General features: G+C 64.7%; 21 protein-coding genes. 13 read left to right on the plus strand and 8 right to left on the minus strand.

From position 1 onward, the window contains the following. Positions 1–129 precede the first annotated feature (129 nt). Positions 130–2,007, plus strand: a complete 1,878-nt coding sequence (locus tag AOA14_RS08755) for a type IV secretion system DNA-binding domain-containing protein (protein ID WP_062901507.1) — start codon at positions 130–132, stop codon at positions 2,005–2,007. 229 nt (positions 2,008–2,236) lie between these two features. Here AOA14_RS08755 and AOA14_RS19245 read toward each other — a convergent pair whose 3' ends face one another. From AOA14_RS19245 to AOA14_RS08775, 4 genes are all read right to left on the minus strand, one after another. Then, complete coding sequence (locus AOA14_RS19245; protein WP_186401565.1) at positions 2,237–3,226, minus strand: JAB domain-containing protein; 990 nt, start codon at positions 3,224–3,226, stop codon at positions 2,237–2,239. Next, a complete protein-coding gene (locus AOA14_RS19735; protein WP_062901508.1) occupies positions 3,175–3,621 on the minus strand; it encodes a hypothetical protein in 447 nt (148 codons plus the stop codon). The genes AOA14_RS19245 and AOA14_RS19735 overlap by 52 nt, the downstream gene beginning before the upstream one ends. Positions 3,622–3,689: 68 nt before the next feature. Further along, positions 3,690–4,022 carry a hypothetical protein gene (locus AOA14_RS08770; RefSeq protein WP_062901509.1) on the minus strand — a complete coding sequence of 111 codons (333 nt, stop codon included), beginning with the start codon at positions 4,020–4,022 and terminating at the stop codon, positions 3,690–3,692. Positions 4,023–4,079: 57 nt separating this feature from the next. Further along, positions 4,080–4,595, minus strand: coding sequence for a LuxR C-terminal-related transcriptional regulator (locus AOA14_RS08775; RefSeq protein ID WP_062901510.1), 516 nt, complete (start codon positions 4,593–4,595; stop codon positions 4,080–4,082). Between the two features lie 267 nt (positions 4,596–4,862). Between AOA14_RS08775 and trbB the strand changes: the two genes are divergently transcribed. The 11 genes from trbB (at position 4,863) to AOA14_RS08830 (ending at position 14,496) form a co-directional block, all read left to right on the plus strand. Then, on the plus strand, positions 4,863–5,798 hold the full coding sequence (gene trbB, locus AOA14_RS08780; protein WP_082820046.1) for a P-type conjugative transfer ATPase TrbB: 936 nt from the start codon (positions 4,863–4,865) through the stop codon (positions 5,796–5,798). Continuing rightward, the gene (locus tag AOA14_RS08785) at positions 5,795–6,127 is read left to right on the plus strand and encodes a TrbC/VirB2 family type IV secretion system protein (RefSeq protein WP_062901512.1); all 333 of its coding nucleotides are present in this window, start codon (positions 5,795–5,797) and stop codon (positions 6,125–6,127) included. The genes trbB and AOA14_RS08785 overlap by 4 nt, the downstream gene beginning before the upstream one ends. Then, complete coding sequence (locus AOA14_RS08790) at positions 6,127–6,396, plus strand: VirB3 family type IV secretion system protein (RefSeq protein ID WP_062901513.1); 270 nt, start codon at positions 6,127–6,129, stop codon at positions 6,394–6,396. Before AOA14_RS08785 ends, AOA14_RS08790 begins: the two co-directional genes overlap by 1 nt. Then, positions 6,393–8,828: a conjugal transfer protein TrbE gene (gene trbE / locus AOA14_RS08795; RefSeq protein WP_062901514.1), complete on the plus strand. Its 2,436-nt coding sequence runs from the start codon at positions 6,393–6,395 to the stop codon at positions 8,826–8,828. The genes AOA14_RS08790 and trbE overlap by 4 nt, the downstream gene beginning before the upstream one ends. Before the next feature lie 12 nt (positions 8,829–8,840). Beyond that, positions 8,841–9,560 carry a P-type conjugative transfer protein TrbJ gene (gene trbJ, locus AOA14_RS08800; RefSeq protein WP_062901515.1) on the plus strand — a complete coding sequence of 240 codons (720 nt, stop codon included), beginning with the start codon at positions 8,841–8,843 and terminating at the stop codon, positions 9,558–9,560. A 46-nt stretch (positions 9,561–9,606) separates the two neighbouring features. Then, on the plus strand, positions 9,607–9,816 hold the full coding sequence (gene trbK-alt, locus AOA14_RS08805) for a putative entry exclusion protein TrbK-alt (RefSeq protein ID WP_238929776.1): 210 nt from the start codon (positions 9,607–9,609) through the stop codon (positions 9,814–9,816). Then, positions 9,813–11,045 (plus strand): P-type conjugative transfer protein TrbL, encoded by a 1,233-nt coding sequence (trbL, locus tag AOA14_RS08810; protein ID WP_062901517.1) that lies wholly within the window; start codon positions 9,813–9,815, stop codon positions 11,043–11,045. The genes trbK-alt and trbL overlap by 4 nt, the downstream gene beginning before the upstream one ends. A gap of 6 nt (positions 11,046–11,051) precedes the next feature. Then, a complete protein-coding gene (gene trbF, locus AOA14_RS08815) occupies positions 11,052–11,735 on the plus strand; it encodes a conjugal transfer protein TrbF (protein ID WP_062901518.1) in 684 nt (227 codons plus the stop codon). Continuing rightward, positions 11,732–12,562 (plus strand): P-type conjugative transfer protein TrbG, encoded by an 831-nt coding sequence (trbG, locus tag AOA14_RS08820; RefSeq protein ID WP_082819877.1) that lies wholly within the window; start codon positions 11,732–11,734, stop codon positions 12,560–12,562. Before trbF ends, trbG begins: the two co-directional genes overlap by 4 nt. Next, positions 12,559–13,734, plus strand: a complete 1,176-nt coding sequence (locus AOA14_RS08825) for a TraB/TrbI/VirB10 family type IV secretion system protein (RefSeq protein WP_062901519.1) — start codon at positions 12,559–12,561, stop codon at positions 13,732–13,734. Before trbG ends, AOA14_RS08825 begins: the two co-directional genes overlap by 4 nt. Before the next feature lie 144 nt (positions 13,735–13,878). Further along, positions 13,879–14,496 (plus strand): response regulator, encoded by a 618-nt coding sequence (locus AOA14_RS08830; RefSeq protein WP_062901520.1) that lies wholly within the window; start codon positions 13,879–13,881, stop codon positions 14,494–14,496. On the opposite strand, the gene AOA14_RS08835 is transcribed toward AOA14_RS08830, so the two are convergent. The 4 genes from AOA14_RS08835 to AOA14_RS08855 all read right to left on the minus strand — a co-directional run bounded on the left by AOA14_RS08835 (position 14,482) and on the right by AOA14_RS08855 (position 17,807). After that, positions 14,482–16,572, minus strand: coding sequence for a sensor histidine kinase (locus tag AOA14_RS08835; protein ID WP_082819879.1), 2,091 nt, complete (start codon positions 16,570–16,572; stop codon positions 14,482–14,484). The two genes, AOA14_RS08830 and AOA14_RS08835, sit on opposite strands and share 15 nt — an antisense overlap. Then, positions 16,487–17,253, minus strand: a protein-coding gene (locus tag AOA14_RS19250) for an IS5 family transposase (RefSeq protein WP_202988304.1) whose coding sequence is annotated in 2 segments (ribosomal slippage) — positions 16,487–16,941 and positions 16,941–17,253 — 768 coding nt in all. Because the reading frame shifts where the segments join, the coding sequence is not laid out codon by codon here. Before AOA14_RS19250 ends, AOA14_RS08835 begins: the two co-directional genes overlap by 86 nt. 45 nt (positions 17,254–17,298) lie before the next feature. Continuing rightward, positions 17,299–17,502: a hypothetical protein gene (locus AOA14_RS08850; RefSeq protein WP_062900746.1), complete on the minus strand. Its 204-nt coding sequence runs from the start codon at positions 17,500–17,502 to the stop codon at positions 17,299–17,301. A gap of 47 nt (positions 17,503–17,549) precedes the next feature. Beyond that, entirely contained in the window at positions 17,550–17,807 is a 258-nt protein-coding gene (locus AOA14_RS08855; protein WP_062901522.1) for a hypothetical protein, read from the minus strand. 299 nt (positions 17,808–18,106) lie between these two features. On the opposite strand from AOA14_RS08855, the gene AOA14_RS08860 reads away from it, so the two are divergent. Beyond that, positions 18,107–23,767, plus strand: coding sequence for an autotransporter outer membrane beta-barrel domain-containing protein (locus AOA14_RS08860; protein ID WP_062901523.1), 5,661 nt, complete (start codon positions 18,107–18,109; stop codon positions 23,765–23,767). Positions 23,768–24,703: the final 936 nt, after the last annotated feature.

Here is a 24,703-nt window from a genome sequence, read left to right on the forward strand (position 1 = left end):
ATTGGCGCGGCGCTCCTGCCGCCCTGGCGCTGCCCGGCGCAGCGCGCAGGGCGGCAAGACCGACGAAGCCATAGCCGCCGAGATCTATGGGGCCGATGACCGGCAACGGGCGGCAGCAAGGGAGCGGTCATGAGCGAGCCCTACGACCGGCGGCTCCATGCCGAGACGCTACGCCGTCATCTTCGCTTCAGCCAGGCGCGGCGTTTCAAACGGCACATCGCCATCATGCTTTCGTCGATCGCGCTTGGCGGCCTGGCCGCGCCCTATCTGATGCTCGATCCGCATATCGTGCAGGATACCGGCACCCATTATCATGCGAAAATCTTGTCATGGTTTGCCGGCAGCCGAGGCGACCCCGGGATCGTGATCCATTACGAAGGGAGAGACTATCTGACCCCGGCTCGCACCGTCGCGGCCGACCCCTATTTTGTCCGACGGGCCAGTATCACCAAATCTTTCATCCTGCGCGGCAGCCTGCTCGGCTTTCTCGCATGGCTGGCGGGCCTCTCTCTCCTTCGTGACATCGCGGCGCGGCGCCGCGAGGGGGCGCTTCGGGATCATGTGCTTGGCGGCACCAAGGTCGCCAGCGAGACAGAGCTTGCGAAACAGGCGCGGGCCGAAGCCGGCACGCGTCCGCTGGCTATCGGTCGCATCCCCTTTCCCCGCCGCCTCGAAACCCGGCACATGGCGATGGTCGGCACGACCGGCAGCGGCAAGACGACGGTGCTGCGCCAGCTGCTTGACGGGATCGCGGCGCGCGGCGAAGCGGCGCTGGTCTATGATACCAGCGGCGAGTTCATTGCCCATTATTACCGCCCCGAGTGCGGCGACATCATTCTCAACCCGTTCGATGCCCGCTGCGCCTATTGGTCGCCCTTCGCCGAGATCGCGCACCCCGCCGACGCCGATCGCATCGCGCACCAGCTCATCGCCGAGGCCAGTGACAAGGCCAAGGACGTCTGGCTTGAAACCAGCCGCATCCTCGTCGCCAACATGATCCGCGAACTGTGGAAAGAGGAAAGATGCACCCTCCTCGATCTTCTCGAAGCACTGAAGACGCTCGACAAGGACGACCTCAAGAGCTGGCTGAAGGAAACTTCGTCGGCCCGCACCTTCTCCGACGACGCCGACCGAGCCACCGGTAGCGTGCTTTTCATGCTTACCAAGGCCGCGAACCTGATCCAGTTCCTGCGCATGCCCGAGGAGGGCGAGGCGCCCTTCGCCTTTCGCGAATTCATCGCTGGCCTTGACGATCGGAAGGGCGCGAAGCCCTGGATCTTCGTGCCCCGGAAGGAGGAACATTTTTCGGCGCTGAAGCCCTTGCTCGCCTGCTGGCTCGAATGCGCCGCGAGCGCCATGCTCGCGCTGCCTCCGTCGCCGGTTCGCCGTGTCTGGTTCCTGCTCGATGAGCTGGCCGACCTGCCGCGCGTCGATAATCTCACGCGCCTGCTGCCCGAAGGGCGCAAGTTCGGGGCGGCGGTCGTGCTGACCTTCCAGGCTATCGGGCAGATGCGTCATCGCTACGGCGACGATCTTGCCGAATCCATGCTCGGCTGTTGCAACACCAAGCTTTTCCTCCAGGTGACCGACGGCGCGTCCCGGCGCTGGGCGAGCGAGACGATCGGCACCTGCGAGGTCGAGGTTCGCACCATGACAAATGCGCTGGGCGACGGCGATGACAAGCCGCGGATGACGCTTGGCCGGCAGCGCCAGACCCGGCCCGCGGTCTTCGAAAGCGAACTCCGCCTTGCGCGCCATCAGGGCTATTTGCTGTTCCCCGATGGCTTCCCCGTCGCGCGCATCGGGCTTACCGCCGATCATATCGCGAAGCGCGGCAAGCCGCGCCAACCGGCGTTCGTCGAGGCCCATGCGCAGGCCACGCTTTGGCATCAATCGCTGGAGAAGGCGCCTGCCGAACAGTCCGGCAGGGGCGAGCCCGCACCGGCCGAGAAGGCGAAGCCTGCAAGGAAGCTGCCGCCGCCCGCCGCAAGTCATGGACCACTCTGATAGCGACGCCGGTATCGGCGCTAACCAGCTCGGCGCAGGCGAGCAGCTCTCATGAAGTCGGTGCGGGGTTCCCAAATGGGGGCGTGGCTGGCGCCGGTTGCGGCGGCTCCTGCGGGCGGTCGATACGATGCCCGCGCCGCCGCATTGGATCGGCGCGGCGACCGTCTGCAAGGTAAGGATCAAGCTCGGGACGGTCGTCACTAGAGCAACAGCTACGGGGCGCCTCCTATCAATCTTCGCCACCCGCAAAATAGGCCACCAGCCGGTTTCCGAGGTCGGGTGCCAGCCGGATGAAGTTACGCCTTCCGTCGGCCTGGTCAGGCTCGCGCGTCACCAGTCCCATATCGCAAAGTCGCTGAAGCAGCCTCAGCGCGCTGCTCATCGGCAGCCCCGAGCCGATACAGAGCGAACTGGTCGACACGGGCTTTCCCTCCGCCTCATGAATGAACAGGTCGATGAGCATGTCCCATGCCGGTTCGCCGAAGAGCTCCCGCGCCCCCACCAGCTGGCGCCGTAGCAGCCGGCGCCGCGATGTCCGCTGGGCATTGGCGAGCGCCCGGCCCGCATCGGGGGCGCTCGACCAGTCGCCGCCCTCGTCACGGAGGATGATCTTGGGTGAAAGCCGCGCGCCTGCGGACGAGCCGCCTGCCAGGATCATCCGGTGGTCGCTCGCGGTGACGACGATATGCTCGAGAAGTTCGACATCGAGCAGGCTGCCGATCTCCGCCAGCCGCTCGGTAGCCGCAACATCGCATTCGCTCGGCGCGGAATTTCCGCTCGGATGGTTGTGGACGAGAATGATCGCGGCGGCACCGAGTTCGAATGCCCGATAAAATATGGTGCGCGGATAGAAGGCAAGCTGCCGGACCGTTCCATGATGCAATTGTTCATCGGCGATCAGATGGCGCGATGCATCGAGGAACAAGACGCGTAGCGTCTCGTCGGCCAGCGCCCCCATCGATACGCGCAGATATTGCAGCAGATGCGGGTCGACCGGATCGATCGCACGGCGGGCAAAATCACTGCGCATGGCCTCCAGCGAAAGCGCACGCGCGGCGACGAACATCGCCGTGACCTGGCTGTTCTCCCCCAGCGTGCGCGCCAGCGCTTCGGGAGGGCGCGCTAGCAGCCGCGCGAGCGAGCCATGCTTTGTCAGCAGCTTTTCGGCTAGGGCGGCGCTGTTGTCGGGGTCGACGGCCGCGATGAACTCAGCCAGCATGGCTCGCTGATGCCGCGTGCCAGCCGACGCTGGTGCCGCCAGGTTGCGAGGATGAGGATGGCCGGTACCGGCCATGAGGTCGCCACCTGCATCGCGAGATATGCCGCCGGATGCATCCCCGCGCTCAACAGGCGGCTCGTATGGGCCAGCAGCGGCATCAGATGCAAAACGGCGATGCAGAGCGGCCAGAAACGATGCGCCAGGAGCGCAAGTGCGACCGTGGAGCCGGCTCCAAAAAGGTCGATGACGAGATGACCTGTGTCGAGCGACACGAAATTCGGCGGAATGAAAAGGTGGAGTAGTTTGTCCAAGCCCACCATTGTCAGTGCGATCGCTGCCATCACCCGTTCCGGCCCCCCGCCTTTCCAGACGGCATAACCGGCGGCAATGGCCAAGAAAGCTAGAAACAGGGCGACACGCACGCTGCAAAACTTTCATGGCCATTGCTCGAGGTCAACCGGGGTCAGGCCGCAGCGCCCTGCACCCTGGTTCCGGCCTGTGCCACCGACGGGCATTCATGCAGATCATAGCCCGCGGTCTCGCGCCCGATCTCGGCGAGCGCGCCATGAACCCGCAGGATGTCGCCGCTGGCGTCGACCAGAGCGATCTGCGCCTTCAACAGTCGCCGGATCGTCGCCTGACCCTTCGTCGCCGGGACGCCAACGACATCCCGGCGGGCGGCCACCGCGCTCGTCATCAGCGTCGACACCGCGATGAGTGCCTCGTCGAGCCTGAGCTCGGCCGCTGGCACGTCGCGCGCCAGGCGCGCGGCCGAAATTGCAATTTCGTTGGACATGACTTCTCCTCAGCCGGAAGCATGAACCCCGGCGCCTTGCTGTACGGGATGAAAGAATCAGCCGGAGATCAGCCGTGTCAGCGTTTCGCCGATCGTCACGCCCGCCAATATGAGCAGGACCAGAGCAACAAACATTGCCGCCATGATCCAGGCCCTGCTCAGGCGGGGGTGATCGTGCCTCCAGAGACCCTTGGTCGGAGCATCGGCAACATCAGCCCGCTCGGTGAGCGATGCGCTGTGTGCCAGCGCCAATGCAGCCGACTCTCCGTCCGGAAAATCGGATGGCAGCAGTTCGGCCTGCGGGGCTAGTATGACCGCGTCACATGATATTCGATCATAGGTCTGTTTGAGGCGCGCATAGCGAACCGCCGCCGCAGCCCGGCTGTCTGCTCCCATGATGCGCCGCGCGGTCGTGAGCCTCAAATCGACGGCCTGCTTCGAGATATTGAGGTGCCGCGCTATCTGCTTCGAGGTCTGATGCGCAAGCAGCAGATCGAGACAAGCACGCTGCTTGTCCGTGAGCCGCGCCCAGCACGCGGCATCGTCGGACGGATGCGACCCCGAATCAGTCATAATTACACTCTTGTCAAAATGGAGCGCGGCACAAGCCCCACGCCGCGATTCGGCGGCTGCTGGCGGCCGCTTCGCTTCGGGGCGCCTACGCCAGCGCCTGTCTTTCTACGCCACAGTACGCCGCGCGCATTGCGCTGTTGATTTTGCGCCTTTCATGCGTCTCTTACTCGACCCCGCCGCGCCGGGCGCCCTTGTCCGGCCAGCTGGAACGGGGTTGCAATGGGCACAGATTCTGCCGGGCTCGAAGCACAGCAACGCAGCGCGCGCATGCTGCGCACCGCGATGGGCGCAGCGATTGCCGAATGGCTTGGCGACCCTGAGGTTGCCGAAATCATGCTCAATCCCGATGGCCGGCTCTGGGTCGACCGGCTCGGCCAGGGAATCGGCGACAGCGGCGAACGGCTGAGCTTCGCCGATGGCGAGCGCATCATCCGTCTCGTCGCGCATCATGTCGGCGCCGAGGTGCACGGCGCGGCGCCCCGTGTCTCGGCCGAGCTTCCCGACGGCGGCGAGCGCTTCGAGGGATTGCTGCCGCCGGTCGTCACGGCGCCCGCATTTGCGATCCGCAAGCCGGCGGTCGCGGTCTTCACGCTCGGCGACTATGTCGCCTCGGGCATCATGCCCGCAGATGCGGCGGATGTCCTGCGCACCGCGGTGCGCGGCCGGCTCAACATATTGGTCGCAGGCGGCACCGGCACTGGCAAGACCACGCTCACCAACGCGCTGCTTGCCGAGATTTCAGGCAGCAATGACCGGATCGTCCTGATCGAGGACACGCGCGAGCTGCAATGCAACGCGCCGAACCTCGTCGCGATGAGGACGAAGGACGGAGCCGCGTCGCTTTCCGACCTTGTCCGTTCGTCGCTGCGCCTTCGCCCTGACCGTATCCCCATCGGCGAGGTGCGCGGGGCCGAGGCGCTCGATCTCCTCAAGGCCTGGGGAACCGGACATCCCGGCGGCATCGGCACGATCCATGCCGGGAGCGCGCTCGGCGCGCTGCGCCGCATGGAGCAGCTCATCCTGGAGGCGGTGGTTACGGTGCCGCGGGCCCTGCTGTCCGAGACGATCAACCTTGTCGCCGTCCTCACGCGAGACGGCAGCGGCCGCCGCCTATCCGAGCTCGCGCGCGTCGACGGGATCGATGCCGCGTCCGGCGATTACCGCCTCATCCCGCTTGTCACTCACGAAGGAGAATCCCGATGACCCATGCCCTTCGGCATGGCGCGCGCTGCGCCATGCTTGGTTCAGCCGCGCTGTTTGTCTCGCTTGCCATGTCCGCACCGGCCTGGGCGGGCGGTTCGTCGATGCCCTGGGAAGCACCGCTGCAGTCGATCCTCGAGAGCATCGAGGGACCGGTCGCCAAGATCATCGCGGTCATCATCATCATCGTGACCGGGCTCAGCCTCGCCTTCGGCGACACCTCGGGCGGCTTCCGCCGGCTCGTCCAGATCGTGTTCGGTCTGTCGATCGCCTTCGCGGCATCGAGTTTCTTCCTCTCCTTCTTCTCCTTTGGCGGCGGGGCGCTCGTCTGATGGGCCGGGAAGGAGAGGTGCCCGGATATTTCGCGCCCGTTCACCGGGCGCTGGCCGAGCCCATCCTGCTCGGCGGCGCCCCGCGCAGCCTGGCGATCGTCAACGGCACGCTCGCGGGTGCCGTGGGCCTCGGGCTGCGGCTCTGGGTCGTCGGCCTCGCGATCTGGGCGGTCGGGCACGGCCTCGCGGTCTGGACCGCGCGCCGCGACCCCCAATTCGTCGACGTCGCCCGTCGTCATCTCAAATATCCCGTCTGGATGCGCCCATGATGAACCTTGCCGAATATCGATCGAAATCCGCCCGCCTCGCCGATTTTCTCCCTTGGGTCTGCCTGGTGGCGGAGGGCGTGGTGCTGAACAAGGACGGCGCCTTCCAGCGCACGGCGCGCTTTCGCGGGCCCGACCTCGACAGCGCCACGCCCGCCGAACTCGTCGCGGTCACTGCGCGGCTCAACGGCGCGCTGCGGCGACTGGGCTCGGGCTGGGCGGTGTTTATCGAGGCGCAGCGCGTCCCGGCCCTGTCCTATCCGGTGTCCGAGTTTCCCGATGCTGTATCCGAGCTGGTCGATGCCGAGCGCCGCGAACAATTTCGCGAGGAAGGGGCGCATTTTGAAAGCTTCTATTATCTGACCCTCTTGTGGATGCCGCCCGCCGAGGAGGCGGCGCGGGCCGAGGCCTGGCTTTACGAGGGGCGTGCCAAGTCCGGGGTCGATCCCAAGGAACTGCTCGCAAGCTTCATCGATCGCACGTCGCGCATCCTCCATCTCGCCGAGACCTTCATGCCCGCGGCCGAATGGCTCGATGACGGCGAGACGCTGACCTATCTGCACAGCTGCGTTTCGACCAAGGTCCAGCGCGTCCGCGTTCCCGAAACCCCGGCCTATCTCGATGCACTGCTTGCCGACGAAGCGCTTGTCGGCGGGCTCGAGCCACGGCTCGGCGATCATCACCTGCGCACGCTCACCATCACCGGCTTGCCGAGCGTCACCTTTCCCGGGCTGCTCGACGAACTCAACCGCCAGGCCTTCGGCTATCGCTGGTCGTCGCGCGCGATCATGCTCGACAAGAGCGATGCGACCAAATTGCTGACCAGGATCCGGCGGCAATGGTTCGCGAAGCGCAAATCGGTCGCTGCGATCCTCAAGGAGGTGATGACCAACGAGGCCTCGGTGCTGATGGACAGCGATGCCTCGAACAAGGCGGCCGACGCCGACATGGCGTTGCAGGAACTTGGCGCCGACGAAGCGGGCATCGCCTATGTCACCGCGACGATCACCGTCTGGGACCGCGATCCCGCGCTCGCTGCCGAAAAGCTGCGGCTGGTCGAGAAGATCGTCCAGAGCCGCGATTTCACCTGCACGGTCGAAGGCGTGAACGCGCTCGAGGCCTGGTTCGGGAGCCTCCCCGGCCATGTCTATGCCAATGTCCGCCAGCCCCCGATCTCCACTCTCAATCTCGCGCACCTGATCCCGCTTTCCGCCGTGTGGGCGGGGGCGGAACGGGACGAGCATTTCGGGGACGCCCCCTTGCTTTACGCCAAGACGGAAGGCTCGACGCCGTTCCGTTTTTCGCTGCACGTCGGCGACGTCGGCCACTGCCTCGTCGTCGGCCCCACGGGCGCCGGCAAGTCGGTGCTCCTCGCGCTGATGGCGCTGCAGTTCCGGCGTTATAAAGGCAGCCAGATCTTCGCCTTCGATTATGGCGGCTCGATCCGCGCCGCCGCGCTCGCAATGGGCGGTGACTGGCAGGATCTTGGCGGCGCGCTCCACGACGCCGACAGCAGCGGGGCTATCGCGCTCCAGCCGCTGGCGCGGATCGACGAGGCAGCCGAGCGCGCCTGGGCCGCCGGGTGGCTCGCGGCGCTGCTCGTGGGCGAAGGCGTGAAAGTCGATCCTTCGGCCAAGGCGCATATCTGGTCGGCGCTGACGTCGCTCGCCACGGCGCCTGCCTGCGAACGGACCCTCACCGGCCTTGCGGTGCTGCTCCAGTCGCAGGAGCTCAAGCTCGCGCTCGCGCCCTATCTCGTCGGAGGGCCCTGGGGCCAGCTGCTCGACGCCGAGGCCGAGCATCTGGGGAATGCGCGCGTGCAGGCGCTCGAAACCGAAGGCCTGGTCGGCGCCTCTTCTGCGGCGACGGTGCTCTCCTATCTCTTTCACCGCATCGAGGGGAAACTCGACGGCTCGCCGACGCTGATCATCATCGATGAGGGCTGGCTCATTCTCGATCAAACGGCCTTCGCGGCGCAGCTGCGCGAATGGCTCAAGACGCTGCGCAAGAAGAATGCGAGCGTGATCTTCGCAACGCAGAGCCTCGCCGACATCGAAGGGTCGAGCATTGCGCCGGCGATCATCGAAAGCTGCCCCACACGCATCTTCCTGCCGAATGATCGCGCCGCCGAACCGCAGATCGCGCGGGTCTATGAGCGCTTCGGGCTCAACGACCGGCAGATCGAGATTTTGAGCCGGGCGACGCCGAAGCGCGACTATTATTGCCAGTCGCGTCGCGGCAACCGGCTGTTCGAGCTCGGCCTTGGCGAGGTCGCGCTCGCCTTCACCGCCGCCTCCTCGAAGTCCGACCAGGTCCGCATCGGCGAACTCATCGCCGCGCACGGCCGGCAGCAGTTCGCGGCGGCGTGGCTGCGCCGCCGCGGCCTCCCATGGGCCGCCGATCTTCTCGGCAACCTCGAAATCGCAGCCCCCTGAAGGAGAGATCTGATGACGATGTCTATCTATCGCAGCGCGGCATTTGCGGGCCTGCTCGCGATTGTCATCTTGCCAGCGGGGTCGGTCATTGCGCCGGCGAGCGCGCAGATCGGCGGGATCGTTCATGACCCGCGCAATTATGCCCAGAATATCCTGATCGCAGCCCGCACGCTCGAGCAGATCAACAACCAGATCAAGCAGCTCCAGAACCAGGCAACCTCGCTCTTCAACGAGGCGCGCAATCTTCAAAGCCTGCCGACATCGACGCTGCGGGAGCTGCAGGACCAGGTCGATCGCACCCGCGCGCTACTCGGCGAAGCTGAGCGCATCGCCTTCGATGTCGGCGATATCCAGAACGCTTTCGGCGCGCGCTACAAGGGCTCGGCGCTTTCAGGACCGCAGGCGGCGATGGTCGCCAATGCGGAGGCTCGCTGGGCCGACAGCGTCGCCGCCTTCCAGGATGCGATGAAAGTGCAGGCGGGCGTCGTCACCAATATGGGCGCCGCGCGCCAGTCGATCGGGACCCTGGTCACCGCGAGCCAGTCGGCGACCGGTGCGCTCCAGGCGGCGCAAGCGGGCAACCAGCTGCTCGCGCTCCAGTCGCAGCAGCTCGGCGATCTCGCCGCCGCAATCGCGGCACAGGGGCGCGCCGAAATGCTGGATGCCGCGCGCGCTGCGGCCGCGGAGGCCGAAGGCCGCGAACGCTTCCGCCGCTTTCGCAAGGGCCATTGAGATGGGCCGGGCGGGCAGGCTCATCGCCGGAGCAATCGCCGGCGGCATGGCGCTGGGGCTCGCGCTTCTGGCTGCGCTCGGTCCACCCGCGCCCCGTGCGTCCGTTCCCCCGCAGATCTCCGCAGCGGACGCACGGCCGGGTCTTGGCGTGACGCTGCGCCGCTGCCGCACCGTCACGGTCGCCGACGACGCATGCGAGGCAGCATGGGAAGCCAAGCGGCGCCACTTCTTCGGCCAGGAAAGGCGTGCGCGATGAACGATACCGGGGTCATCGACCAGTTTCTGTCGGTCTTTTCCACTTACATCGACAGCGGCTTCGGCCTGCTGGGCGGCGAGGTCGGCTTCCTCTCCTCGACACTGATCGTCATCGATGTGACGATCGCCGCGCTGTTCTGGGCATGGGGCGCCGACGAGGATGTCCTCCAGCGCCTCGTCAAGAAGACGCTCTACATCGGCGTCTTCGCTTTCATCATCGGCAACTTCCAGAGCCTGGCGACGATCATGCTCGAAAGCTTTGCAGGCCTTGGTCTCAAGGCGAGCGGCGGGGCGATGGCGATCGGCGACTTCATGCGCCCCGGCGTCGTCGCTGCCACGGGGCTCGACGCGGCCCAGCCCTTGCTCGACGCAACCGCCGATCTTCTGGGACCGGTCGGGCTCTTCACCAATTTCGTCCAGATCATGATCCTGCTCGTCGCTTGGGTGATCGTCGTTCTCGCCTTCTTCATTCTCGCGGTGCAGGTCTTCGTCACCATATTGGAATTCAAGCTCGTCTCCCTCGCGGGCTTCGTGCTCATCCCCTTCGCCTTCTTCGGGCGCACCGCCTTCATGGCCGAGCGGGTGCTCGGACATATCATTTCCTCGGGGATCAAGGTGCTCGTGCTTGCGGTGATCACCGGCATCGGGACGAAGCTATTCGATCGTTTCCTCAACGCAGGCATCGGGCCCGAGCCCGACATCGAGCAGGCGATGGCGCTCGCGCTCGGGGCGCTGACGCTCCTCGGGCTCGGCATTTTCGGCCCCGGCATTGCCAATGGCATCGTCGCAGGCGGACCGCAGCTCGGCGCCGGCGCAGCGGCAGCGACCACCGTCGGGGCGGGCGCGACCCTTGCCGCGGGTGCTGCCGGCGCGACGCTGGCGGGCGGCGCAGCCGCAGCGGCGGCGCGGAGTGCGGCTGCTGCGGGCGCTCGAGGTGCCGGAAGCGCCTCGGTCGCCTATGCGGCGGGAACGGAAGGAAAGCGCGGGGCGAGGGCAATCGGGTCCGGCCTTGCCAATGTTGCCGGCACCGCCGCGAGCCGCGCCAGCTCGCCGCGACCCGGCACGTCGGACAAGACCAGCGCGAGCGGCGCCGACGCACCGCCTGCATGGGCGGCCGCGATGCGCCGCCGCCAGATGGTGGCGCAGGGCGCCACCCTCGCGGCGCACAGTCTGAAGGGCGGGGACAGCCACGGCGGCGGCGCGGTCCCCGACATCAGCGAAAAGGACTGATCGATCATGTTCAAGAGACCGCATAATCATTACGGCCGCGCCCCCGAGCCGGTCACCCCCTACCAGCGCGCGGCGCAGGTCTGGGACGAGAGGATCGGCTCGGCGCGCGTCCAGGCGAAAAATTGGCGGCTGGCCTTCTTTGGCTGTCTCGCCTTGTCGGGCGGCCTTGCCGCAGGACTTGTCTGGCAGTCGGCGCGCGGGACGGTCACCCCCTGGGTGGTCGAGGTGGACAAGTTTGGCGAAGCGAGGGCGATTGCCCCAGCCGACGCCGACTGGACGCCGGCGGACTCGCAGATCGCCTTTCACCTCGCGCGCTTCATCGAGCATGTGCGCAGCATTCCCGCCGATCCGGTGGTTCTGCGCAAACACTGGCTTTCCGCTTATGATTTCACGAGTGCGACCGGGGCGCAGGCACTCAATGATTACGCCCGCAACAATGATCCGTTCGCCGAGGTCGGCAAGCTCCAGGTCTCGGTCGATGTCTCGAGCGTGATCCGCGCGTCGAAGAACAGCTTCCGCATCGCCTGGTCCGAACGCCGCTATCAGGACGGCAGCCTCGTCGAGACCTCGCGATGGTCAGCGATCCTGACCGTGACCCTGACGCCCCCGCGCACGCCAGAGGCGCTGCGCCGCAACCCCGTCGGAGTCTTCGTGTCCGCTATTTCATGGTCCAAGGAGCTTGATCAATGATCAGAATTTCCGCCATTTCGCTGGCTCTCGCGCTGGCGATCCCGACCGCTTGGGCGAGCGAGCCCGCCGACCCCCGGCAGCAGGTCGGGCGCGCCAACGCGAACGCGCGCGTGGAGCCCGACCGGCAGGCTTTCCGAAACGCGATCCAGCAATATGCATGGACCGATGGCGCGCTCTACCAGGTCTATGCCGCGCCGGGGCAGATCACCGATATCGTGCTGCAGGAAGGCGAGCAGCTGGTCGGACCCGGGCCGGTCGCCGCGGGCGATACGGTGCGCTGGATCATCGGCGACACGGTGAGCGGCACCGGCGCGAGGCGCCGCGTTCATTTGCTCGTGAAGCCAGTGCGCTCCGACATCACGACCAACATGATCATCAACACCGACCGGCGGACCTACCATGTCGAGCTGCGCGCGACGCCGTCCGCCTATATGGCGTCGGTCTCATGGACCTATCCTGCCGACGAACTGCTGGCGGTGAAGCGCGCCGAAGCGGAGGCGGCTCGGTCTGCGCCGGTTGCTGCCGGCATCGCGCTGCCGTCGCTCAGCTTCGCCTATAAATTGTCGGGTGATCGCGTGCCGTGGCGCCCGGTACGCGTCTTCGATGACGGCCGGCAGACATTCGTCGAGTTCGGCGAGAGCATTGCGGCGGGTGACATGCCGCCGCTCTTCATCCTGGACGAAAAGGATCAGGCGGAGCTCGTCAACTACCGGGTCGAAGGCCGCTATATCGTCGTCGATCGCCTGTTCGAGCGCGCCGAGCTGCGGCTCGGCGCTGGGCGGGCCGCTAAATCCGTTCGCATCAAGCGCGGACGGAGCGCGTCATGACCGGCAGCCAGCGGCAGATCCCGGCGGCGGACTTGCCAGATCCAGACCCCGCTGCCGCCGAACCCTTTCGGCTTGCCGCCGACCCGCCGCGCGTCATGCGCCTGTCGCGAAAGGCGCTGGTGATCGCGGGCGGCGCGGCGGGCGTCGCGATTGGCGGCGCGCTTCTCTACGCGCTTAGGCCGACCGCACATGAGACGCCGGAAAATCTTTACGATGCGGCGGCCAGCAGCCGCTCCGAGACCGTAACCGGGGCGCCGAAGGATTATACTGTCATGCCGAAGCTCGGGCCTCATCTGTCCGGCGATCTCGGGCGGCCGATCATATCGGCGCAGCGCGATGGAAAGTCGCTACCCGAGCCGGCGACCGGACCGGTAGAGCCGCCTCCCGATGCAGGTCAGCAGGCGCTTCAGCGGGCACAGCAAGAACGAGAGACGGCGCGGTCGAGTCGTCTTTTCGGCGCTGCGACGGGGACTTCGGCTCCCGTGCGTGGATCGACGGGGCGCGCGGAACCGGACGTTCCATCCATGGCGTCCGCGGGAAGAACCGGGTTCCTTGCGCCGCGCGCGGAACATGCCGAAAGTGCTGAGCGGATCCGCACCCCGGCTTCGCCTTATATATTGCAGGCGGGCAGCATCATTCCGGCCGCATTGATCACCGGCATCCATTCGGATCTGCCGGGTCAGATCACCGCGCAGGTTACCCAGAACATCTTCGATAGCCCGACGGGACGCCATCTGCTCATCCCGCAGGGGGCGAGGCTAATCGGCACCTATGACACCGAGGTCGCGCCCGGCCAGAGCCGGGTCCTTCTCGCATGGGATCGGCTGATCCTTCCGGGCGGGCGCTCGATCATGCTCGATCGCCAGCCGGGCGCCGACGCGGCCGGGATGTCGGGGCTCGCCGATCGAACCGACCATCATTGGGGCAGGATGCTGCGCGCCGCCTTCGTTTCGACCTTGCTGGGGGCTGGTGCCGAACTTGGATCGGGCCGAGATGATGAACTGGTCCGGGCGGTCCGCGAGGGCGCACAGGACAGCTTCGGCCAGACCGGGCGCAGGCTCGTCGAGCGCGAGCTCGCAATCGCGCCGACCATCCGGATACGGCCGGGCTTTGGCTTCCGCGTGATCGTGACCCGCGATCTTATGTTCGAGCCAATGGAGGAGGGTCGATGAGGCGGCTGCGGCTCGGCTCCGTCGCCGCGGAAAGGCCGTTGAGGCTTTCGGATCTGCAGTCGGCCCGATCCAAAATTAATTTGAGTGTGAAAAATCGCCTGTTTCGGGCATCGACGATGCGATCGAGGCTTCGGAATGGGCGGGATGGCTGGCGAACAAAAGATTCTGATCGTTGACGATCACCAGATCACGCAGGCCGGTTTGAGGATGCTATTTCAGGCCTATCCCGAATATATCGTCGTGGGTGCCCTCGATCGCGGCGCTACGGTGGCGGCCTTCGTCCAGTCGCAGCCAGTCGATCTGGTCATCCTGGACCTCAACATACCCGATGTGAAAGGCATCAACATCCTTGCTGAGATCGTTGGTTCGCGCGACATGACGGTGATCATCCTGACGGGCGAAAGTGCTTATGGCGAGGTAGAATATGCGCTGAAACTCGGCGCTCGGGCCGTGGTGAGCAAAGCGGATCCGGCCGAAGAAGTCATCGCTGCTTGCGAGGCGGCGCTCGCAGGCGAGCTCTATATTTCTCCGCACATGCGGGACGCGCTCGGTCGCTATCGCCAGCCCCCCGTCACCCTTTCTTCACGGCAAATGGCGATTCTTCACTACCTGGCCCAGGGCGAGAGCAACAAGGAAATTGCCTACCGACTGTCAATCGCGCAGCCGACTGTCTCTTTTCACATCGCCGAACTCCGGCGCAAGCTCGAGGTGGCCAACAACCGCAAGATCGTCGAACGCGCGCAGGAGCTAAACATTCTCTGATCTCGCTGCAAAAACGGGGTGGCCAAGCAACTCGCGGCAAATTGGCTTGATGATCATCAAGCCGACCTGATTTCTCAGCCGGCTGCGCGTGACCGTTGTGTCGTCATAGCTCAAGGCGATTATCTGCCGCTTCGCGACGGTCGAGCCGGCCAGTCCGGTTTCGAACGCTGCGCGCTGGTCAAAGTCGAGAAGTTGCCAGTCTGGAAGGCCTGCCTGGATCGTCTCTGCGTCGCACGGCGTCACCTCCGGCCAAGCGCAGGGCAGAAGAATTCGGATAAGGGTTCCGCTCGAATCCGAAGACAGGATTTCCAGCGAACCCGACAGACGTTCGATGAGCCGCTTGGCGGACCGAAATCCCGAGCCGGTGCCGCCCACATCTGCATGCCCGCGCAGCCGCCCCGTGTCGTCGCCGTTCAGCGCGTGCATGATCGCCGGGGACATGCCCCGGCCGCTGTCGCGGATATGGATTGCCGCGCCGCTCGCTCCCGTACCGATAGTCAGGCTGGCGCCACCGCGCTCGGTATAATGATAGCAATTGCTGAGCAGGTTTGCCAGCGCGCGCATCAGCAGAGGCTTGTCGGACACTAGGGTCACCTCTCCTTCGACTTGAACGGTCAGTGTCAGCTTTTTGCCCGCGAAGGGGGTGCGGAACATCATGGCCAGCGGCTCGACGAGCGCCTGCGCCCGAAAGCTTGACAGCGCGAGGAAGTCGGTGTCGTCCCCGACGATATTGGCGCCCGAGATCGTCGTCGAGACGATCTCGTTCAGATAGTCGGCAGAGCTTTGCAGCATGGCCGTCAATTCGCCATGCGCACTCGCGCCATCGCCGCGCTTCAGCACGCCGATCGCGCTGTTGAGCGCGAGGATTACCTGGCGGCTGTCATGCCCCGAGGCGTGCAAAAGAGCGTTCTGGCTGTTGACCGTCTCAAGCGCGAAGGCTTTTTCCTTGGCCAGTCGCGCCGCTTGCTCGCTAATCGCCACGCGTTCTTCCATCGAGCGAGCATAGTTGGAGTCAGCCTCTAGCTTGTCGCCTTGAATCTTCTTGAGATTGAGCCCGAGAGCAAGTGTTACCATCAGCGATTCGAAGAGCCCCACGGGCCCCGAAAGATGCCAGTTGATCGGTAGCCACGAGAAAATCCCCATCGAAGCCACGGCGGCATAGATGATGAAAGCGGCAAGGCTGCCCCAGCCGACAAACAGCGGCCAGAGCTGACGCCCCAGTTGCTTCATGGCGGCAAAACCAATGAAGGGCAGGAACAACGCCACCGCAACCGCGACAAACCAGCCGCCGATGTGGAGAGCACTGCGCAGGCCCGGTGGATAGAGCCAAAGCCCGGGCTGGAGCAGCATGATCGCAAGCGCCGCGCCGATCAGGGTGCGAAGCACAAGATCGCGCTTCGGAAAGCGTTGCCGGGTGCCGACGAAGCTGCGGCCGAACTGAGCCATGGCGGCAGCGAAGCCGCATTTGAAGATCTCCTCGATGGCGACCCCGAGGAGCGGGGCGTCGGCGAGGAAGAAGATGGTGAAATAGCCCTCCGAATGGACGGTGTTGAGGGCGAAAAAGGCCTGCGCGATCGCGAGCCAGATGAATTCGCGGTGACCGGTGATCGAGAAGAAGAGAAAATTGAGCAGGATCAGCACGACAACCGCTATCACGACGCCCGACACCATTGCGATATTTTCGCGTCTCGCCTTGAAGAAGCTGCCGTAGGTTTCGATCCTCAGCGGCATGTAGGTCGAGTTTTCGGACAGAAAGTCGATGACGAGGATTTTCTCCTGGCCCGGATCGAGCACCAATTCGCTGCTGAACGCCTGATAGGTTCGCAGGTTGCGGCTCGCTGAAGCGGCGTCGGCACCATCGACAGTCAGATCGAAGCGTCCGTCCTGAACCTCGTAGAGCCGAAAATATTTGAGCGAACCGCGCCCGGTCGTGAATATCCATGCCGCACTCTTGTCCCCGGCATTACGCACGCGAAGAAGGGCCGTAGTCTTAGGCCGTAGACTCATAAACGCGGAGCCAAAGCCGCATTGACGCAAGTTGGACCATGGCCAGGAAGTTTTCGGCGAGCTTGTCATATCGGGTGGCCACCCTACGGAAGTGCTTCAGCTTGGAGAAGAAGCGCTCGATCAGGTTGCGCTCGCGGTACAGCCATGTGCTGAAGTACGGTTTCGACCTCCGGTTTGCCTTGGGCGGGATATTGGCGAACGCTCCTTTTCCGTGGAGAGACGCCCGAATGCGATCGGCATCATATGCCTTGTCCGCCAGCACGATCGTTCCGGCGCTGACATGATTGAGTAGTTCGTCAGCAGCTTGGCCGTCATGGCTTTGCCCGGCGGTCAGACTCAGCCGGATCGGGAGGCCTTGCCCATCGACGACCGCGTGGATTTTGGTCGTGAGGCCGCCTCGGGAGCGACCGAGACAATGATCTCGATCCCCCTTTTTGCCGTCGCAGCCTGCTGGTGCGCCCGGATGGAAGTGCTGTCGATCATTTGAATGTCGCCATCATGCGCGGCGGTGATGGCGTCCATCATCCGATCCCACACGCCAGCTTTCCGCCATCGTATGAAGCGGTTGTAGCAAGTGGTGCGTGGACCATAGCGTTCGGGCAAGTCTCGCCACGGCGCACCGGATCGCAGCACCCAGAAGATGCCGTTCAGCACCCGCCGGTCATCAACGCGTGGCACGCCCCTGGGTTTGTTGGGCAGCAGCGGCTCGATCACGCGCCACTCGAAGTCGGTCAGGTCATATCGGCTCATGCCGACGCTGAATCAGAGAAACTCCCTGAGGGAAAGATCTTCCGTTCAAAAACCGTAGGCCTTTGGGTTGGCGAGTACGGTGTCGACCGTAAAATGCGGATCAGTAACTTCCACTTGCTCCAGCAGCGCGAGCATCTCCTGCCGATCTCGCCGCCTCACCGCAGCATCCCACTGACCGAGAATGCCACCATGAAATAGCCGCTCATTGACCGTCATACCCATCAAGCTGGGATCGTGCTGCTCATCCATAAATGCAGGGTGGCACAGCCGAGCCCCAACGCCAACGTTTTATGGGTTCACGGCCTAGTTCCCGGCGGGCCGAAATGGGTCGCCTGTCCGCGGATCGGCACGAGCGGCGAGCCGAGCAGACGGTCAAGGCCGATTGCCGCCGGATCGCCGAGATTCCTGGCATAGCGGACATATGGGGTGAGCGATGGCGCGTCCTTTTCCGCCTGCAAATCGAGAAGCGGGAGCTCGGCTGCGCGCGCTTCGGTAAACCCGAAAGCGGCAAGCAGCGCGAGCAGGTGGAGGATGGCGCGAAATCGGTGTGGCATGATTGACGTTCGTCGCCATCTGTTAAGTCAAAGTCAAATTTCATTGAAATCAATGTGGTGGCGTGTCGCCGCGGTTTTCCGAGCCTGGCAAGACGAACGTCCCTCACGAAACCGGCGACCCTAAAAAACATTGGGTAGACGCTCGCTCCCGCGGTCCCCTAGCTGGCCTCGTAAAGGTCGAAGGCGAGGCGTCATTCGGCCATGCGGGGCGCATGAACATGGTGGAGGGTTATACACGGTGACGCTGCGCGTCCGCCGGCACCCCTTCGCGCACTATGGTGAACCAAGGGGAATTCCAGATGATATCGAATAATTCAAAATCGCGCCTGCTCGCGACGAGCGCGATCGCCGGACTTTCGATCCTGCAACTGGGCGCTGCCGCCCATGCGCAGGAACAGACCCCCGCTTTCGGCGTACATGTGGACCAACCCGGGACGGTCGAGATCAATGTCGGCGAGGACGAGGAAATCGTTGGTAACGACATCGGTATCTACGCGGATAATGGCACAGTCATCGTCGACAATGCCGGGACGATCCGCGGCAACGGCTTTTCGCCTGCGGGGCTGAACAGCCGGCCAGCCGGTGGCATCGTCATCGCGCAGCCGGGGGCGTCGATCACCAACGGCGGGACGATCAGCGGTGCGGCAAACGGGATCGCCACGTCCTATTTCTTCAGCGAGGATGAAAATGGCGACAATCTGCCGCCGGCGGCGCTCGCCGCCGACACGGTCGTCGTCAACAGCGGTCTGATTAGCGGGGAAGGCGGAGCGGGCGTGTCGCTCGTCGGCGGCGGCAGCGTCACCAACGATGGCACCATCCGCGGCGCCAATGGCGCGCCGGGCAGCGGGATCAACGGCATCGGCGTCGCGATCGCCGAATTTCCCGACCGGATCGCCGAGGGGGTTGCGGGCGTCGGATCGATCGTCAACAACAGCGACGGCGTGATCGAGGGGCAGACGTTCGGGGTGGTCCTGTCGGGCGGCGGAACGATCGAAAACAGCGGCATCATCCGCACCACGGGGCAGTTTAATCCGGCCATTCCGGGTGCCCAGACGCCGATCGCCATCGTGATGGGAGCGACGCCGGCCCAGGAAGGCCGCAGCGCGACGTTGACCAACACGGGTCTGGTGCAGGGTTTCCTTGGCATCGTCGCGACGGGGTCGCTCGAAACCGTAACGATCGAAAACAGCGGCACCATCAACGGACAGGTACTGGGTATCCTGGGCTCATCGGCCGGGGCGCTTGTCATCGACAATACCGAGGACGGCCAGATTCTGGCCGGGGGCAATGCGGTTACGGCCGGAACCAGTACGCTGACCCTCACCAACGTCGGGCTGATCCAGAGCCAGAGCCAGATCGGCGTCAACATCCAGAGCGCCGATGCCGTCATCAACAACAGCGGCACGATCAGCGGCAAGACCTTTGGAATTACGACGAACGCGCTTCAGACCGCGCCGGGCGTGTCGGTGCATGATGCCGTCAATACCGCGGTAACCAACAGCGGGCTTATCCGCGGCGAGACCGACGATGGTGTCCGCCTGATCGGTGGCGGCAGCGTCACCAACAGCGGCACGATCGAAGGCGTCGCCAGCACGCCCTCGACGCTCGCCGACGGCGTGTCGATGTTCAGTTTTGCCGGGCAGGATCTGTCGGGGGTCACGGCCATCGGTACGATCGCGAATAGCGAGGACGGCACGATCCGGGGCGATCGCTTCGGCGCGATCATTTCGGGCGGGGGCGTCGTCGAGAATGAAGGGCTGATCAACGGCAATACGGGCGGCCTCTATATTCAGACTAATACCGTGGAGGAAACGGGCAAAACCGCGTCGGTGACGAACAGCGGGACGATTTCGGGTGGCAATGCCATCACCTTCGGCGGCAACCTCGAATCGTCCGAACTCGTTAACAGCGGCAGTCTCGTGGGGACGACGGGTTATGCTGTCGCCAACGGCTCGTACGGCCGCCTCTCGATAGTCAATTCCGAAGACGGAGTGATCGAGGGTGCAACGATCGGCGTCCACGACGACGAAGGAGGCATTGATCTGGTCAACGCGGGTACGATCCGCGGCAATGGCAATTACGACGGCTTCGACGCGTCGCCCCATGCCGGCGTCACCCTCGCGGGGGCTCCATCGACGATCGACAACAGCGGCACCATCTCGGGCGCCGGCGCCGGTATCACCACGGCCTATTATTTCAACCCCGAAACCGGACAGCTTGAGGGTCGCGCGATCGATACCGAGATCGTCAACAGCGGCACGATCGCAGGCGAGAGCAACGACGGCGTCCGCCTGATCGGCGGCGGCAGCGTGACCAATTCGGGCACGATCAGCGGCGCCGGCCGCGTCGACGCCGACGGCGTCTCGATGTATGGCTATGCCGACCAGGCGAACGAGGATTATGCGGCTAGCGTGACCAATCAGGACGGCGGCTCGATCGCCGGGCAGCGCTTCGGCATCATCCTGTCGGGCGGCGGTTCGGTCGATAACGCGGGCGAGATCGTCGGCGTCGTCGGCGGCATGTTCATCCAGGGGACCGCACTCAACAGCGCGCCGGGCGAGGATCGCAGCGGGCTGACGGCCAGCGTCGTCAACAGCGGGCTGATCCACGGCACGGGAGACCTGGGCGGCAGCGGCGGCGACGGCTATGGCGTGGGCTTTGGCAGCGACATGTCGAGCGCCACGCTCGAAAACAGCGGCACGATCCTCAGCGACTTCGGTGCCGCGGTTTCGCAAGGATCGCGTGCCGACGCCATCGTTACCAATCTGGAAGGCGGAACGATCGAGGGCGCGACGTCGGGCATCTATTCCAATGCGACCGGGACGCTCGCGGTGGACAATGCCGGGACGATCCGCGGCAACGGCAGCTACGACGGCTTCGCCGCCGCGCCCGACGCCGGGATCACGATCACGACCGCAGCGTCGAGCGTGAAGAACAGCGGCACCATCTCGGGCGCGGGCGCAGGGATCACCACCGCCTATCAATTCGATGACGATATTGGCGATCTGGTCGGCATCGCGATCGGAACCACGGTCGAGAACAGCGGCACGATCAGCGGCGAATCGAACGATGGCGTCCGTCTGATCGGCGGCGGCACCGTAACCAACAGCGGCACCATTACCGGTGCGGGGGCTTCCTTTGCCGATGGCGTGTCGATGTACGCCTATGACGGACAGGATGGCGAGAGCTTTGCGGCCAATGTCGTCAACAGCGCGAGCGGAACGATCGGTGGCGACCGGTTCGGTATCATCCTGTCGGGCGGCGGCACCGTCGACAATGCGGGCACGATCACCGGCACCACCGGCGGCGTCCTCATTCAGAGCGACCTTGCCGATACGCCCGGCCTGCTCGGCAATTTCATCAACAGCGGGACGATCACCAGCACCGATGGCGCGCCGATCATTGCCCATGTCCAGTCGAACGTCACCAATGCGGGCACGCTGAGCGGCGGAAATGGCGTCGCAATCCAGCTCGATGCGTATGACGATGTGGTGACGCTGAACACCGGGAGCGCCGTCGATGGCCTGATCGATGCCGGGGCGGGCGAAGACAATCTGGTGCTCGATGGCGACATCCTTGAACTGACCGAGGCGCAGCAACTGACTGCGGTATCGGGTTTTGAAGCGCTGACGGTCGCCGCGGGCTATTGGTCGACCAGCGGCATGGTCGGCGAATTCGGCAACGTCGTGATCGATGAAGGCGCTGCGTTGCAGGTCAATGAAGTGGTTGGCGAAGACGGCGCGGAATCGCCCATCCTTACCCCGGCGGTGACGACCAACGGCTTGCTCGTGCTCAACTTCGGCGACGATGAGACCGTCTCGAACCTTGACGAACTGACGATCAGCGGCAGCGGCAAGCTGCAGTTGATCGGCGATGCGGTCTTTACCGTCGATACCGATACGGTGGCGCACACCGGCGGGACGATCGTGTCGAACGGCGGCCTTGTCCTCACCGGCCTGCTTCAGGGCGATGTGAAGACCGAGGGCGACGGCTTTTTCGAACTCGGCGCGGGCGGCACCGAAGGCAGCTTCGCCGGCGACATCGTCAACGACGGGCGTTTCGTTTTCAACCGTTCGGACGACTACGACTTCCTCGGCGCCTTTTCGGGTAGCGGTACGCTCGACAAGCTGGGTGATGGCACGCTGACCTTCATGGGTGACTATGGCTTCCAGGGCGTGACCAACATCTTCGGAGGCGCGGTGCGGATCGGCGGGACGATCGACCCCGGTACCGACTTCAATCTGGGTGAAGGCGGGTCGCTCGACATCACCGGAAAGGACCAGACGATCGGCGGCCTTGCTGGCGAGAGCGGCGCCCAAGTCGTACTCGGCGACAATCAACTGACCGTCGATCAGGACGACAACAGCGAATTTGCCGGCACCATTTCGGGAAGCGGCGGCTTCGTCAAATCGGGCGACGGCACGCTCAACCTGTCGGGCGACAGCGATTATACCGGCCCGACGACCGTCGATGGCGGCAAGCTTGCCGTCAACGGTTCGATCGTCTCCGACGTCACCGTCAATGCGGGCGGCGCGCTGGGCGGCAACGGCAGCGTCGGCACGACGACGATCAATGGCGACGGCAAGTTGACGCCGGGCAATTCGATCGGGCGCCTTACCGTCAACGGCGATCTCAATTTCGCAGCCGGTTCGGTCTATGAGGTGGAGGTCAATGCCGCGGGTGCGGGTGACCGCGTCGATGCGACGGGCCTCGTCACCATCGACAGCGATGCGAGCGTGGCCGTGCTTGCAGAGGACGGCGACTATAACGGCCGCACCGACTATGTGATCCTGACGGGTGCGGGCGGGATCGACGGCACCTTCGGTTCGGTGACCAGCGACCTGGCCTTCCTCGATCCGCTGCTGCGTTACGGCGCCAATTCGGTGACGCTGTCGCTCTATCGAAACGACGTCGATTTCGCCGACGTGGCGATCGGCTTCAACCAGGCCAGCGTTGCCGCGGCGGTCCAGTCGCGCGGCATCGACGATCCGCTGTTCGAAGCGGTGGTCAACCAGAATGCCGCCGGCGCGCAGGCCGCCTTTGGTGATCTCTCAGGTGAAATTCTTGCCAGCACGCTCAGCGGGCTGACCGACGATAGCCGGCACCTGCGCAATGCGTTGTACAGCATGTCGGGTCCGGCCGAGGCCGGCCTCTTCCTCTGGGGTTCGGCCTTCGGCGGCTGGGGCGATTTCGATGCCAAGGGTGGACGCTTTGGCATGGATACCGACCACAAGGGCTTCGTTACCGGCTTCGGCTATGGCGGCAACGGCTTCGCGGCGGCAATCTCAGCAGGGATCGGCGACAGCGATTTCCGTCTCGGCGGCCGCAACGACCATGCACAGGCGGACAGCAAATATCTGGCCGCGCATGTCAGCTATGGCACGGGTGAGGGCGCTCGCGCCGCCGCCGGCCTTGCCTATGGTTGGCACGATATCGACACCAGTCGTTCGATCAGCGTCGCGACGCTGGCGCAGACGCTGACGTCGAAGCGCGATGCGGACACGATGCAGATCTTCGGCGAACTTGGTTATGACGTGCGGATGGGCAACCTTGCACTGACGCCCTTCTTCCGTCTCGCCCATGTCCGCACCAAGAGCGACGCCTTTGCCGAAGCCGGCGGCAATGCCGCGCTTTCGATCGCGGCGGCGAAGCAGGAAACGACCTTCGTCAGCCTGGGCGGCCGCGCACGGTTCAACATCGGTGAGGGCTTCCAGCCCTATGTGTCGGCCGCGTGGAACCGGGCTTCGGGCGACCGCGGTGCGCCGGTGGCCGCGGCCTTCACCACCGGGGGCGGCAGCTTCGCCCTGATCGGCACGCCGATCCCGAAGAATTCGGCCGAGATCGAAGCGGGCTTCGATTACAGCGCGGGCAATTTCCGGATCGGCGCCGCCTATAGCGGCACGCTGGCCGGCGATCGCAACACCCATGGCGCACGCGTGACCGCGCGGATCGCCTTCTGATCATTCTACCCCGATCAAAGGCAACATGCAGCTGGGGCCGGAGCAGGGTCAAAATGCTCCGGCCCCGATTGACAATAGACGATATTCGAAGCTCGTCGCGACCCCGAGCGGAGAATGGGTTCACGGCAGTGATTGTCGGGAATCCGAAAGGGCTCGCCCTCGGGCGAGCCCTTTCTTTGTTGAAAGGAGCTGGGTCTGGTGCCGCCTAGCGCGAAACAGCATGTCGCCGGCGAGCCGTTACGCTGGACAAATCCTACCGGCGGATCCGGTCGCCATGACGGCGAAGCGGTTTCTGTGCAGCGCTCAAAGCCGCCTGGCCGCAAATCTCCAACTCGAGCCGAATAGCAGCGGGACGGCAACGCTCCCGATTTCGGTCGTTCAGCTGCTCCATCAATGATGCCAGAACCCGCCGTTGGCTCGCTAGAACCGGGCAATATGATGACTGGAACCAGCTTGGCCATTGGTGGTCGAAACCTGCGCTAAAGGCCCGGTTTCACGCTGGCATTGCCATAACCTCATGCCTTCAGGCAAAAATATCGTGTCGCCAGGGAACCGGGCGGCGGACATCGGGGTATTCCCGGCGAGCTTCAAAACGATAAGGGTTTGAGTGCTTTCCACCGGGCCGCGCTCTCGCGCGGTCCGGACTATCTTCGGCAATTCTTGCGTTAAAGTTGGCGTCGTCCGACGTCCGCATCGACCGGCGCGAGCGGTTTTATATTCGCATCGCAGAAGGCTCCGAGATCGTCGGTGCGGCGGCTTGTGATGGTCATTCCCTGATCGACCCGGCGTAGGCGATATCCGTCCGAACAGAGGTAGCTTGTCCTGCATTTGGCTTTGCGAGACCCGCTTTTCACGAGCGGCCGCCCGGATACCGAAAGGCAGTGGTCGGCCGCCGGGATTGGTGGCTCGAATAGGACCGCGACTGTCTTATCTGGA

The organism is Sphingopyxis terrae subsp. terrae NBRC 15098 (assembly GCF_001610975.1).
GTDB classification, from domain to species: Bacteria; Pseudomonadota; Alphaproteobacteria; order Sphingomonadales; family Sphingomonadaceae; genus Sphingopyxis; species Sphingopyxis terrae_A.

What these genes read in the sequence shown, in the direction of transcription:
- AOA14_RS08755 (WP_062901507.1), top strand. Translation starts at nt 130, where the DNA reads ATGAGCGAGCCCTACGACCGGCGGCTCCATGCCGAGACGCTACGCCGT.
- AOA14_RS19245 (WP_186401565.1), bottom strand. Translation starts at nt 3,226, where the DNA reads ATGCTGGCTGAGTTCATCGCGGCCGTCGACCCCGACAACAGCGCCGCC.
- AOA14_RS08770 (WP_062901509.1), bottom strand. Translation starts at nt 4,022, where the DNA reads ATGTCCAACGAAATTGCAATTTCGGCCGCGCGCCTGGCGCGCGACGTG.
- AOA14_RS08775 (WP_062901510.1), bottom strand. Translation starts at nt 4,595, where the DNA reads ATGACTGATTCGGGGTCGCATCCGTCCGACGATGCCGCGTGCTGGGCG.
- trbB (WP_082820046.1), top strand. Translation starts at nt 4,863, where the DNA reads ATGCTGCGCACCGCGATGGGCGCAGCGATTGCCGAATGGCTTGGCGAC.
- AOA14_RS08785 (WP_062901512.1), top strand. Translation starts at nt 5,795, where the DNA reads ATGACCCATGCCCTTCGGCATGGCGCGCGCTGCGCCATGCTTGGTTCA.
- AOA14_RS08790 (WP_062901513.1), top strand. Translation starts at nt 6,127, where the DNA reads ATGGGCCGGGAAGGAGAGGTGCCCGGATATTTCGCGCCCGTTCACCGG.
- trbE (WP_062901514.1), top strand. Translation starts at nt 6,393, where the DNA reads ATGATGAACCTTGCCGAATATCGATCGAAATCCGCCCGCCTCGCCGAT.
- trbJ (WP_062901515.1), top strand. Translation starts at nt 8,841, where the DNA reads ATGACGATGTCTATCTATCGCAGCGCGGCATTTGCGGGCCTGCTCGCG.
- trbK-alt (WP_238929776.1), top strand. Translation starts at nt 9,607, where the DNA reads ATGGCGCTGGGGCTCGCGCTTCTGGCTGCGCTCGGTCCACCCGCGCCC.
- trbL (WP_062901517.1), top strand. Translation starts at nt 9,813, where the DNA reads ATGAACGATACCGGGGTCATCGACCAGTTTCTGTCGGTCTTTTCCACT.
- trbF (WP_062901518.1), top strand. Translation starts at nt 11,052, where the DNA reads ATGTTCAAGAGACCGCATAATCATTACGGCCGCGCCCCCGAGCCGGTC.
- trbG (WP_082819877.1), top strand. Translation starts at nt 11,732, where the DNA reads ATGATCAGAATTTCCGCCATTTCGCTGGCTCTCGCGCTGGCGATCCCG.
- AOA14_RS08825 (WP_062901519.1), top strand. Translation starts at nt 12,559, where the DNA reads ATGACCGGCAGCCAGCGGCAGATCCCGGCGGCGGACTTGCCAGATCCA.
- AOA14_RS08830 (WP_062901520.1), top strand. Translation starts at nt 13,879, where the DNA reads ATGGCTGGCGAACAAAAGATTCTGATCGTTGACGATCACCAGATCACG.
- AOA14_RS08835 (WP_082819879.1), bottom strand. Translation starts at nt 16,572, where the DNA reads ATGACAAGCTCGCCGAAAACTTCCTGGCCATGGTCCAACTTGCGTCAA.
- AOA14_RS08850 (WP_062900746.1), bottom strand. Translation starts at nt 17,502, where the DNA reads ATGGATGAGCAGCACGATCCCAGCTTGATGGGTATGACGGTCAATGAG.
- AOA14_RS08855 (WP_062901522.1), bottom strand. Translation starts at nt 17,807, where the DNA reads ATGCCACACCGATTTCGCGCCATCCTCCACCTGCTCGCGCTGCTTGCC.
- AOA14_RS08860 (WP_062901523.1), top strand. Translation starts at nt 18,107, where the DNA reads ATGATATCGAATAATTCAAAATCGCGCCTGCTCGCGACGAGCGCGATC.